This window comes from Butyricimonas sp. BSD2780061689_150309_C8 (assembly GCF_015560935.1).
GTDB classification, from domain to species: Bacteria; Bacteroidota; Bacteroidia; order Bacteroidales; family Marinifilaceae; genus Butyricimonas; species Butyricimonas paravirosa.
On sequence record NZ_JADMSV010000001.1, the window covers coordinates 663,044 to 675,702 of the forward strand.

The 12,659-nt window shown below is 39.6% G+C and carries 11 protein-coding genes; 3 read left to right on the forward strand and 8 right to left on the reverse strand.

Annotated elements, in window-relative coordinates; translation table 11 throughout:
• Positions 1 to 10 precede the first annotated feature (10 nt).
• From I2I33_RS02515 to I2I33_RS02535, 5 genes are all read right to left on the reverse strand, one after another.
• The gene (locus tag I2I33_RS02515) at positions 11 to 757 is read right to left on the reverse strand and encodes a DUF4843 domain-containing protein (protein WP_162613681.1); all 747 of its coding nucleotides are present in this window, start codon (positions 755 to 757) and stop codon (positions 11 to 13) included.
• Between the two features lie 22 nt (positions 758 to 779).
• On the reverse strand, positions 780 to 2,279 hold the full coding sequence (locus I2I33_RS02520; RefSeq protein ID WP_087419362.1) for a RagB/SusD family nutrient uptake outer membrane protein: 1,500 nt from the start codon (positions 2,277 to 2,279) through the stop codon (positions 780 to 782).
• Between the two features lie 11 nt (positions 2,280 to 2,290).
• Entirely contained in the window at positions 2,291 to 5,614 is a 3,324-nt protein-coding gene (locus I2I33_RS02525; protein WP_162613682.1) for a SusC/RagA family TonB-linked outer membrane protein, read from the reverse strand.
• Positions 5,615 to 5,797: 183 nt separating this feature from the next.
• A complete protein-coding gene (locus tag I2I33_RS02530) occupies positions 5,798 to 6,967 on the reverse strand; it encodes a FecR family protein (protein WP_087419364.1) in 1,170 nt (389 codons plus the stop codon).
• Between the two features lie 91 nt (positions 6,968 to 7,058).
• Positions 7,059 to 7,664 (reverse strand): RNA polymerase sigma factor, encoded by a 606-nt coding sequence (locus I2I33_RS02535; protein ID WP_162613683.1) that lies wholly within the window; start codon positions 7,662 to 7,664, stop codon positions 7,059 to 7,061.
• A 135-nt stretch (positions 7,665 to 7,799) separates the two neighbouring features.
• Here I2I33_RS02535 and I2I33_RS02540 point away from each other — a divergent pair, with 135 nt between their 5' ends.
• The 3 genes from I2I33_RS02540 (at position 7,800) to efp (ending at position 10,286) form a co-directional block, all read left to right on the forward strand.
• Positions 7,800 to 8,684, forward strand: coding sequence for a class I SAM-dependent methyltransferase (locus tag I2I33_RS02540; RefSeq protein ID WP_087419366.1), 885 nt, complete (start codon positions 7,800 to 7,802; stop codon positions 8,682 to 8,684).
• Between the two features lie 43 nt (positions 8,685 to 8,727).
• Positions 8,728 to 9,567 (forward strand): Bro-N domain-containing protein, encoded by an 840-nt coding sequence (locus I2I33_RS02545; protein WP_087419367.1) that lies wholly within the window; start codon positions 8,728 to 8,730, stop codon positions 9,565 to 9,567.
• Positions 9,568 to 9,716: 149 nt separating this feature from the next.
• On the forward strand, positions 9,717 to 10,286 hold the full coding sequence (gene efp, locus I2I33_RS02550) for an elongation factor P (RefSeq protein ID WP_087419368.1): 570 nt from the start codon (positions 9,717 to 9,719) through the stop codon (positions 10,284 to 10,286).
• 90 nt (positions 10,287 to 10,376) lie between these two features.
• Here efp and rnc read toward each other — a convergent pair whose 3' ends face one another.
• Genes rnc through I2I33_RS02565 form a run of 3 tightly spaced genes read right to left on the reverse strand, consistent with a single transcriptional unit; the run spans position 10,377 to position 12,637 of the window.
• Positions 10,377 to 11,117 (reverse strand): ribonuclease III, encoded by a 741-nt coding sequence (gene rnc, locus I2I33_RS02555; RefSeq protein ID WP_027200890.1) that lies wholly within the window; start codon positions 11,115 to 11,117, stop codon positions 10,377 to 10,379.
• Between the two features lie 23 nt (positions 11,118 to 11,140).
• Positions 11,141 to 12,385 carry a beta-ketoacyl-ACP synthase II gene (fabF, locus tag I2I33_RS02560; protein ID WP_087419369.1) on the reverse strand — a complete coding sequence of 415 codons (1,245 nt, stop codon included), beginning with the start codon at positions 12,383 to 12,385 and terminating at the stop codon, positions 11,141 to 11,143.
• 15 nt (positions 12,386 to 12,400) lie between these two features.
• Positions 12,401 to 12,637 carry an acyl carrier protein gene (locus tag I2I33_RS02565; protein WP_027200888.1) on the reverse strand — a complete coding sequence of 79 codons (237 nt, stop codon included), beginning with the start codon at positions 12,635 to 12,637 and terminating at the stop codon, positions 12,401 to 12,403.
• Positions 12,638 to 12,659 lie beyond the last annotated feature (22 nt).

Genomic DNA, 12,659 nt, shown 5'->3' on the forward strand with positions numbered 1-12,659 from the left:
ATCTTTCAGATTAGTTTGGGTAATATTTGCCAATAACGATTTCTTTGTCTTTTGCCGTACCGTCATCGTGTAAAAGAGGAGTTTTTTCCCGTTCGTTTCTAGCTTTTAATTCCTGTTTCAAGTTTGCAATAAAGGCCTCCGTGTAAGCGGAACTCCACTTCTCTCCGTTATTGTATCCGGGGATCGCTGATTGTATCGGAAATTCTGTTTCTCCTGTTACTTCAATAATAAACTGATAATAGGCAGTGCTATAATTCCCTAATTTATAACGTTCAATCCAACTTGTCCAACTATTAGGTCTTACCAGTTTATTTGTAAGATAAAGAAAACAATTCTTTTGGGTGTCGACACCCGGAATGAGGTCTTTCCCTTGTGCAATTTCTAGATATATGCGAACATCTTGGAAATTGTCTCCTTTCTCATTTTTAACTTCGACTCTTAAATAACCAAGATATTCATCGGGTTTTAATATCGCATCTATAATACGATATTCATTAGTAGTAGCGGTTGTACTGTCGGCTATGACTAGGAATTCTGCATTTCTTTCCCAATTTTCCGGATAACCAACCAAATTGAAAGGAATATCAACGGTGTCTATTGCCTGAGAAGTCTGTTTGAAAGAGTAGGTATATGAATTCCCTTTAAATTCAATTGCGGCTCTCTCTCGATCGTATCTCATTATATCTTCTTTGTCACAGGCAACCCATAACAAAGAGAATAATGTGCAACTTAGTATATAAGATAATTTTCTGTTCATAAAAGTTTTTTTAATCATTCTGTTATTGTCTTTGGCCAAGTTCATTCTCAATATCCGGGTAAGGTAATTGATATTGTACGTCGGTCATTGCTTCATGTTGAATGCCTGGGAAAGTTTGTAATCCTAACCTTTTGTAACAGAAGAATAGTTGGCCTTCTTGAGCAAATTCCCTTCGATAATCTTGAATGATTTCTTGTTGTAATTCTTCTACTGAAATATCTTCAGGTAAGAAAGAGCTCGTGGGAATGTTTCTTTTCGTTTTTAAGAAATTCATGTATTCTACGGCTTGTTTCTTGTTACTTTCTTTTAAACATTCACTTGCGATTAAGTAAGCTTCGGATATTCGCATTAGTGGTAAATAATTCGTGAACCAATTTCCTTCAGTCTTTCGGATCTTTATCGTTAAAAAGTTATTTCCCGTGATTTGCCATTGTTTCCGAAATCTCAGGTCGGAAGTGGATAAAGAGGTGAATAACTCTTCGACAAATTGTCCTGATTGTATCAAGCGGTCATTGTTATAATTACCGTTTACATGTTCTGAATAAGCATTTTCAATATATTCATTTAATTTTTGTACATCCAATGCGAAAAGAAGTTCTCCTTGGAATACATAATCGCGGTTGTCTCCTTCGCTAGAAACATAACTGCTTTCCGTGGCCCATTGCATATCTCCTTGTGCAACGTATTGTTCATAGGACTTGATGAGCTTTTCCGCATATTCTAATGCTTTTTCTTGATTGCCCTCCCACAGATACACGCGTGCATTTAAGAGTAATACTGCAGGGTAGGAGAGTCGTGTCTCTCGCCCTTTGTAATAGGTCCCATTGAAGAAAATGTTATCTGTTACGTCTTCATAATCTTCTGGGCGTTCCTCGGTACCTGTATAAAGGGGATCACTTTTTAAATAGGAAAGAGCATCATTTAAATCTTGATGTAACAATTGTAAAGTTGCTTCATAGGTTTGTTGATCGGTAATTTCTTTCGAATATTCGGTTACATAAGGAATACAAGGTTCGGTTAGAATTTCCCGGCGTTCAGCAAGATTACCTTTAGCGAATAAGCGTATCAGGTCGAAGTGGCACATTGCACGAATCGCTAGGGCCTCTCCTTTTATGACGTTATAAAGAGTTGGATTCAGGATATTTCCTTTTTTCTCCAATGATTCTAATAGTAAATTTGTTTCCGAGATGATATTATACTCTTTAGCCCATACCGCCTGGATAAAATTCTTCGAAGAGTTGTGTTCGAAATTGTATTTCTGTAATTCAATATAAGAGCTTTTCCCTCCATCATATTGTCCGGCCATAAATTCGATGGCTTGCCAAGATAGATTAGCCCCATATACATCTTTTGAGGTCATATTGATATATAATCCTGTCAAGGCGTCTTTAAAACCAGCTTCCGTATCGAATAACTTATCTGCTTTAATTTCTGATTTAGGATTAACATCTAACCATTTTTCGCAGGAAGTAATACATAGAAGCATTAAAACCGAGATGCCATATAATATTATTCTTTTCATAATCGATTTATTTAGAATTCAACTGCTAACGAGAATGACATGGTACGGGCAAAAGGATAGGAGGTTCCTCGTTCCATTTTGATTGTCGATATTGTGCAGACATCATTCATGTTAAATGCTAACTTTAAACGACTGATTCCGGCTTTGTCCAGCCATTCCCTATCCCGCCAGTCGTACCATGCACTGATGGAAGAGATTGTCATTTCGTTTTTGCGTTGTACAAAACGGGAGGTTGGTTCTGTTTTTGGGGCAGATATATAGTTCCCATTAGCATCATTATAAGGTTGTAAGGTTTTGAATGGGGCATCTTTATTCTTTTCCGACCATCGGCCATATAAAAGACGTTTGTCGACATTTTGTTTTAGATCTGCATTTTCTACTTTGTCGACTAATGTTTGGTTATAATAATCACCTCCGGCAGTAAATCGGGCAATTACACTTAGACCGAAACCTTGATACTCACCATTGAAACCGAAATTTCCCCTGAATTTTTCTTGACTATTACCCACGATTTGTTGATCACTGGCCTGCCAAGTATAAGTGGTCGTTCCATCCGGTCTTACGTATATTTCTCTACCGTTGGCAGGATTAATTCCTAAAGAAGGCACAGCCCAGATAGAATTTAATGATCCTCCTTCAACATAACGCAGTACAGGTTTTGAACGTCCTCCATCCTCTTTGGTGCTTACCAGTTCGTCTTGGCGCTCGTTGAAAGCACGCATGGCATCAGAGAGTTTCATGATTTTGTTTTTATTGGTTGTCAGAGAACCTGTCAGATTTAGAAAACCAGTCCCTTTAGAAAAAATGTTATAGGTAAAGGCAATATCAAAACCGCTGTTTTTAACTTTCCCGATATTTTCTTTCACAGAACTGAAACCGACAGAAGTCGGTAGAGAGAGGTCTACAATTAGATTATCGGTGATCGACTCGTAGTAATCGAATGTGAAAGAGAATTTCCATATACGGGCATCAATACCGGCATTATAATCCATTTTTTCCTGCCATTTTAAGTTGTCATTGGCTAATCGCATCACGTAAGCTCCTAACATTCCGGTGTAAGAAACATCGGTATAATATTTGTAGGTCGCTATTGCCTGGTAACTTTCAAAAGACTGACTACCACTTGTCCCGATTGATCCTCTGATTTTAAGTTGTTTTACCCAATCTAGCTCCCGCATGAATTTTTCGTTGTGTATGTTCCAACCTATACCGGCACTCCAAAATAATCCCCAACGATTGTCGGCTCCGAATTGAGAAGAGGCATTTTCTCGTATAGTCAGATCGGCTAGAAATCGATCATCATAAGTATATCCCAGTACTCCGGTGAAACCGATATCTCTGGTTATACTTTCATTTCCATAAGGTGTTTTATTTTCTGCATATTGTAATGCAAAAGTGATATCATCCATCCGGTCAGAAGGAAAACCTTCCGCATAATGTACGACTTCGCTGTTTTTCTTTTCGCTTATAGAGAAAGCAAAGTTCGCCATCAATAAATGTTTATCAAAAGTTTTTGAATATTGTATAGTTAAATCTCCGTTTAGATTCGTGTATTTCCCGGTATTTTGTTGATAAGAACCTCTACGTAGGAACCTGTCATCTGTCCAATCAGAAAACTTGGTGTGATTGGCAGGATAAAAAATATCCCCGGTGCTATTTTGACTTGTAATTCCTATTCTTGCAACGGCTTTTAGTCCATCCAATATGCTGTATTCCGTGTAAAAATTGTTCGTGAACTCCAGATAGCCGGAGGTACGTTTGGTATTTAATGTTGCATTATACATCGGGTTGTTATTATCCTTGGTGATCTCGCCTGATTTGTCGTATGGGGAGAAATAAGGATTCATGGTAGCATATTCACTAAAATCTCCATAAGGAGAATCGTCTGAACGGTTTGAGGTAATACTCATGATGTTCCGGAAAAGGAACTTGGTATTCAATCTGTAAGCCAAATTGACATCACCGGCAATGACTTCCCGATAAGATCCTTTCATTACACCATTTACTTTATTGTAAGAAACGTCTACAATCGCAGTCAGATTCTGATTCCCCATTTCAAAGGATAGAGCATGCTTGGTCCCGATCCCGGTACGTAAAGGTTTTGAGAGCCAATCTGTGTCTAGACCTTCTAAAGCTGCTTTCATCCTCTCATTGTACAAGTCCTGCAAGTTTTGATGAGAAGGGAGATAATCGCTTTCGTATATTCCGGCGATTCTTTCTATCTCTAATTTTTCCAGTGCATTAGCTAGATTGTAACTACTTAAATCTGGCATCGTGACATCGAGGCTACCTTTATAATTCACTCGGAATTCTCCTCCTACGGGGCGTTTGGTCTCGATGACAACCACTCCGTTTGCCGCTTTAGAACCATAAATAGCTTTAGCTGCAGCATCTTTTAGGATTGTAACACTCTGGATTCGGTTCATATCCAAGTCGAAAATTTTCGTGGCACTGGCCTCGAAACCATCCAAAATGAATAAAGGTTGGTTAGGATCGTCTTGATAATTACTTCTTAAATCCGTGTTACTTTCTACCGGGAAAGTGGAGGTTCCTCGTAACTGCATGTTGGGTAATTTGTTGGGGTCAGACCCGAATTCCAGGTTGTCCATGATGTTTAATGACGGATCAAGATTCCTCAGGCTTTGAAAGAGATTTCCGTTTCCTACTCGTTCTAGCTCTTTGGCCGTAATGGTCTTGGCTGATCCGGTAAAGCTTTCGGCTTTACGGGTAAACATTCCGGTGACAATAACCTCTTCCATGGCCTTGACATCAGATTTCAATGTGATCAGTAATTGGTCTGTGGATTGTGTAACATGGTATTTTTGTGGTTGCATACCCAAAAAGGAGATTTGCAAGGTTTCTCCGGCTGAAACTTCCAGTTGGAATTCTCCATTTACATCGGTGGCCGTTCCTACACTTGTACCTTCGATTAGAATGGTTGCTCCGATTACAGCTTCCCCGCTTTCATCGGTGATTTTACCTTTTACACGACATTTGTTTTCTTGGTTTTTTGTATTTTTTTTGACAATGGCAATTGTTTTACCATTGATTTCATAGATATAAGGTGTTTGTTCGAAGAGTTTGTCCAAACAAGCTTTTAGTGTGGTATTGACTAGGTTTATGCTTTTTTTGATTTTACCTAGTTCTTCCTGTTCGAACATAAAACTGTAACCGGTTTTCCGTTGTATTTCATAAAGGATTTCCTTTATGGTTGAATTTTTTACATTTACGGAAAAGGTTGAATCTTGTTGAAGATTCTGTTTGTGTTCCGGAATAGTCTGATCTGCATATACTCCATTGGAATAACCTAAGAGTAATGTGAGAAAAATTGCCATGAAAAATACCATTGAAAATTTCTTGGCTTTTATTTGGCAGTGTATGACATTATTCATAATTTTAACTGATTAATATTAAGACATTTTCTGTCCATCCGACGGCAATCTGCGATGGCAGAACAAAAAAAGAATATTAGTTAGAGAGGGTATCCCTGGGATGCTCTCTTCTGCATTTTAGGATATTTATTGAGTGATGATGTACCTCCTTTCTATCAAATGAAATTTTATTTTTGCGGTTGTTTGAATCATGGCTAATACTTCTTCAAGGGGAGTATCCTTGTTGATAGAAGCCGAGATTCTGATGTTTTTCAGTTTGTTATCTTTGAAGTCGAAGTCGGCACCATACCATCGACTAAGATCTTCGATTAGTAGTTCCAGTGAGTCATTGTCATATCTTAAGAAGCCTGTCGTCCATGCAATGTATTTTTGAACATCGACATCCACAATTTCTTGTTCTCCTGTCAATAAATTAAGGCGACTAAGCTGATTGGGTTTTAATATTTTTTCTTGATAGGTAGAGTCTTGGATTGAGACCCCTACTTTCCCTTCAACTAATACCGTTTCAATATTGGTTTCTTGATAAGCATTTATGTTGAAGTGGGTTCCATATACTCGTATGGAGGCTTGACGGACTTCGACCATAAAAGGACGTCCGTCATGCTTGATTTCAAAATAAGCCTCCCCGGTTAAGCGTACTTTCCGTTCATGGGAAGGAAAACTATTGGGATATTCTAATCGACTTCCAGCATTTAACCGAACTACCGAACCATCGCATAGGGTGACTTGATAGTTACATTGGTTGGGAATAATTAGTTGGTTATACCCTTCCTCTTCGATATCAACGGCAGGAGGTTGATAAGTATATTTGATTTCTTCGGTACTTTTATAAGCAATATTTAAATTGTGAGTTGTATCGGTTAGGACTTTTGAAAGATCATAGTGTTGTCCGTTAGGGGTAATAATTACGGGAGATAGCTTGGAGGAAATAGTAGATGCTAATGTCTGATGTTTTTCCTGTTGTGATAATTTGTGATATAGTAGACCACACCCTATGAGAAGTACGATTACAGCAGCAACACGACTGATACGGATAATCACTCGGTGGCGCTGGTGTTTTTGAATTTTTGTTCGGAGAGATAAAATTGCCTGTTCTTTGTCTTGTTGACGGTAGAGTTCAATCTTTTTTGATAGTTCAGAGTCATCCATTAATGACTTGATAATTTCTATTGCAGTATTGTTATGTTCCAGCCATTCTTTTAGTTCTCCTATATCTTTTAGTTCATGCTGTTGCATGATATCACAGAGTTGACGTGCGATAGTCTGGATTTGTATATATCTTTTTGTTTCTTTCATATTGTATCTTTTTCTTCCAACACGGTTTTAATATTGATTTTTGCTACCCGTGAAGAAAAAAAAGATAAATTTTAACATTTTGTCGGATTGACTAATGACGTTTGTTTCTGTAATGCATTAATAAAGAGTTGTATAGAATTAACGAGAATAACTCTCGTTTCATCAGTTTTTTTAAAATCACGATAATTTCTTGGCGTTGAGTGTAGATTGTACTGGGTGATTTATCTAATTTTTCAGCAATATCTTTGATGTCCCAACCTTCCAGGTATAATTTTAATACTTTTGCACATTCTTTGGGGAAGAGTTCCGGATGACGGCTTAATTCAGAGATAACTTCTGTCTCAACAAGATATGATGTGAATCGGTCGTCTTCGTTTTGTAGGGTTTGTTCGTATTTACTTTTTACTTTTTGATGCGAATAGTATTCTCGAAAACTATTCCGGATACTTGTGTACATATAGGCCTTTATGTGTTCTAAAGAATTGAATGATATATGTTTCCCGATCCATAATTTCATAAAAAGATCTTGAATTGTATCTTGGGGAACTAAATCGGAATTGTGGAAAAGTTTAATCGAAAAGTAGAGTAAATCTTGATAAAGTAAACCATATATATACTCAAAAGCAGATTCTTCCCGGCGGTTAAATCGTTGGATTAGTTCTTCTGTTTCTATGGAATCTGATATTTGCTTTTTCACCATATGTTGCTTAAGCCTATTTCACTATACAATAATATGGTTTAATTTTCGATATTCCAATTTTTTGGAAAATGAAAAGGGTTATCTAGGGATAGTTATTACCTTTGCATTTGATTGGAGTTTAAAAAGGATGATATGGATATAAAATTACTAAGTCCCTCATGCTGGGCTGATTACGAGTTAATTGATAGTGGTGCTTTCGAGAAATTGGAACGTTTCGGGCGTTACGTGATTGCCCGGCCGGAGCCGCAGGCGATATGGAATAAATCGCTTCCCGACGTGGAGTGGCAGCAACGGGCGGATGCTTATTTCAAGAAGGATAAGAAGAGCGAGGATCGTGGAGAATGGATTTGCAAGCCTAAAATGCCACAGCAATGGTTCGTGAATTATCGGTACGGGGAGATGAATATTCGAATGCGTTTGGGATTGACTTCTTTCAAGCACGTGGGGATATTCCCGGAGCAGGCGGAGAATTGGAATTTTATATTCGATCAGGTGAAACGAATTGGTTCAGAGGCAAAAGTGTTGAACCTGTTTGCTTACACCGGGGGAGCTACTCTTGCGGCGAAGAGTGCCGGTGCGGATGTTACCCACGTGGATTCGGTAAAGCCGGTTGTTTCTTGGGCCAGGGAAAACATGGAAGCATCGAAATTGGATGGTGTTCGCTGGATCGTGGATGATGCTTTAAAATTTGTGCAAAGGGAAGTACGTCGGGGTAAAAAATATAACGGGATCATTCTGGACCCACCGGCTTACGGGCGCGGTGCGAATGGCGAGAAATGGGTATTGGAGGAAAATATTAACGAGTTGATCACCTTGTGTGGGCAATTGTTGGAAGGTTCCAATAGTTTCCTCGTGCTTAACCTGTATTCCATGGGACTCTCCGCACTGTTAGCCCGGAGTATCGTGCGACAGCTAGTCGGTGATTGTACCGGGGAACAATTCGGAGAGTTGTATTTTACCGATTCATACGGGAAATCGTTACCGTTAGGAGTTTATTATCGGTTGTGGCGTAAGTAGTGTGGTTTTATATTATTACTTTTGTATTTATAAAAGCAATAATATGACACAAAAGGATGCAATAAAGCTATTTGAAGAAAGAAAGATTCGTACAGTTTGGGATGGAGACCAAGAAAAGTGGTATTTTTCAGTTGTAGATATTGTTTCTGTATTGACAGATAGTGCTAATCCGACTGATTACTTGAAAAAAGTAAGAAAACGTGATTCCGAATTGGGATTGTTCATGGGGACAAATTGTCCCCAGGTAATGATGATGACCGAAACGGGTAAGAGGCGTAAAACACTTGCTGCAGATACGGAATCCCTTTTTCGAATTATTCAGTCGATCCCCTCTCCTAAAGCGGAACCTTTTAAATTGTGGATGGCACAAGTAGCTAAAGAACGTCTGGATCAACTGGAGGATCCTGAGTTGTCGATCGAGCAAGCCTTGTTAGACTATAAACGATTGGGTTATTCGGATAATTGGATAAACCAACGTCTAAAAAGTATAGAAGTGCGAAAGGAGCTTACTGATGAATGGAAATGTCGGGGAGTGAAGGAAGGTGTACAATTTGCTGCATTGACAGATATAATAACGCAAGCTTGGGCTGGACTGACGACTCGAGAATATAAACAATTAAAGGGTTTAAAGAAAGAAAATCTTCGAGATAACATGACCAATATGGAGTTGATTCTGAATATGCTTGCAGAAGCGACGACAACCGAAATATCGAAAGAACGTGAACCGAAAACATTTGAAGAAAATCGACATATTGCGAATCAAGGAGGTCAAATCGCAGGTAATACTCGGAAAGAAATTGAAATTCAGACAGGTAAAAGTATAATTTCTCCATTAAATGCAAAAGATTATTTGCAACTTGGAAATTCGGAGAAGGATGATTAGTTTATTATTTGGGCTGGATTAAAAATCGGCTTACTTGTGTGATAATAGACGGATCATATAAGAAAATAAAATCCTCATTTGGTGATTTGTGCTGATTTCCTTATCTTTGCACCCTCAATGAAAAATATTAAATCTAAAAAATAAAATAAATGGCAACAACGGCTGATTTTAGGAATGGATTATGTATCGTTTTCAAAGACGATTTATACAGAATTGTACAGTTTCAACACGTGAAACCCGGTAAAGGTCCCGCTTTCGTGAGAACGAAGATGCAGAACATCAAAACCGGTCGTACCTTGGAAAATACCTTTACTTCAGGGGTGAAGATTGATGTGGTGCGTATCGAGAGACGTCCGTATCAATTCCTGTATATGGAAGGAGAGGACTATATCATGATGCACACGGAATCTTTCGAGCAAATTCCTATCGCGAAAGATTTGATCAATGCTCCCCAGTTCTTGAAAGAGGGTGATGCTGTTGAAATGGTTGTACATGCCGACACGGAAACCCCGTTATATGTTGAATTGTTGCCGACTGTTGTTTTGGAAGTAACTTACACGGAACCGGGATTGAAAGGTGATACCGCTTCTTCTACGGCTTTGAAACCGGCAGAAGTAGAAACCGGTGCAAGAGTGATGGTTCCTCTTTTTATCAATACCGGTGAGAAAATTCGTATCAAAACGGAAGACGGTACTTACGTAGAACGTGTGAAAGAATAAAAAGATTGAGTGATTTATGATTGGCGATTCTGTGATTATGTTCACTGAAAGAAATCACGGAATCGGCAATCGTGGAATCATGGAATAATATTAGATTTCAATTTCTCCTTGGGCCTCGACCTGGAGTTTTTGAATAACTTTTTCAGCGGAGTTTTGCTCCGCTTCTTTTTTTGATGCACCTATGCCTTGGGCCATGATGTCCTCGCCGATAGAGATTGTACAGACGAATTTAGAGCGACGGGCATTACTTTCAATCGTTTCGATATTCAGGTCAATCTTTTGTTTTTGGGCCCATTCAATCAGGCGGCTCTTGTAGTTTTTGTCAACGTACACGAGGTCTTCCAGGTTCACGTAGTGGGGGAAGATGTAATTCTCGATAAACGCTTTGGTTTTGTCGTATCCTTGATCCAGGTAGATGGCTCCTGTAAAAGCCTCGAATACATCACCGTAGATATGTTTGTTTTTGGAAATATCCGATTTGGCAATTACTTCCTCGCTCAACCCCATTTTGATGGCAATGATATTCAATGATTCGCGACTCACGATCTTGGAGCGTAAGCGGGTCATGAATCCCTCGTCCTTGTTGGGGAAAAATTTGTACAGGATTTCAGCGACAATAGCTCCCAACACGGCATCGCCCAAGAATTCGAGACGCTCGTAATTCAAGACGGTTCCGCTTTTCGTGTATCTGGACGCCGATTTATGTAACAATGCCAAGGTGTATAAACCTTTGTTACCGGGAACAAATCCCCATTCCGAAATAGACAATCCATAAAACTTTTCCTTCCTGTGAAGGTAAAGTTTTATGGATTGAATTATTTTACTAATCACTTCCCCAAAATTTTAGTTAGTGATTACTTTTTGAATACAACGCAAGCATTGTGACCTCCGAAACCGAAAGTGTTACTGATGGCTACATTGATTTCTTTCTCTTGAGCCTTATTGAACGTGAAATTCAGCTTGGGATCCAGTTCCGGATCAAGGTTGCTGAAATTAATGGTAGGGGGTACAATGTTGTTTTTCACAGCCAGAACACAAGCGATCGCTTCTAAGGCACCGGCGGCACCTAGTAAATGTCCTGTCATTGATTTGGTGGAACTGATGTTCAGATCATAAGCGTGTTCACCAAATGCTCTCTGAATGGCCTTAGGTTCTGCCACATCTCCGAGTCCGGTAGACGTTCCGTGAACGTTGATATAATCAACGTCTTTCGGGGTCAGTCCGGCGTCTTCCAACGCGAGTAACATAACATCGGCTGCACCTTCTCCTTCCGGGTCCGGGGCTGTCATGTGGTAAGCATCGCAATTGGCTCCGCCTCCCGCGAGTTCCGCGTAGATGTGAGCACCTCTTTTTACTGCATGTTCGTACTCTTCTACGACTAAGCAAGCACCGCCCTCGCCGATAACGAATCCGTCACGGTCAACGTCGAAAGGACGCGAGGCTGTTTTCGGGTCATCATTACGAGTGGATAAAGCTTTCATGGAATTGAAACCACCTACACCCGGGGGGGTGATGGCTGCTTCAGATCCACCGGCAAGTATCACGTCTGCTTTTCCTAATCGGATCAGATTTAATGCATCTACTAACGAGTGTGCGGATGATGCACAGGCTGAAACCGTCGTGTAGTTCGGACCCTTTAGGCCTTCTTCTATGGCGATCATGGCTCCACCCATGTTGGCAATCATCTTGGGTATAAAGAACGGGTTGAATCTGGGAGTTCCGTCTCCTAATGCAAAAGTTTTGCATTCTTCGTAGAACGTATCCAAACCACCGATACCTGCACCCCAGATTACACCGATTCTCTTTCTGTCCTCTTGCGAGAAATCGAGTCCGGCATCTTTTACGGCCTCCCTGGAACAAATCAGGGCAAATTGGCTGTAAAGATCCATTTTACGGACTTCTTTCTTGTCGAAATATTCCGTGGGCTCGTAGTTTTTAACTTCGCAAGCGAATTGCGTGCGAAATTTAGATGCATCAAAACGAGTAATAGGACCGGCGCCGCTGACGCCACCTTTCAAGTTCTCCCAAAATTCGGCCACGTTATGACCCAAGGGATTAATAGTTCCAAGACCAGTTATTACTACTCGTTTGAAATTCATAGATAAAATATTAAATTATTGAGCGTTAGCTTCAACGTATGCAATAGCATCGCCCACGGTAGCGATTTTCTCTGCTTGATCGTCCGGAATAGTGATGTTGAATTCTTTTTCCAATTCCATGATCAACTCTACCGTATCCAAAGAGTCAGCTCCTAAGTCGTTAGTAAACGTTGCTTCAGGTTTAACTTCACTTTCGTCAACTCCTAATTTATCAACAATGATAGCTTTAACTCTGTTTTGAATGTCAGACATAACTTTAAATTTTAATTAGACA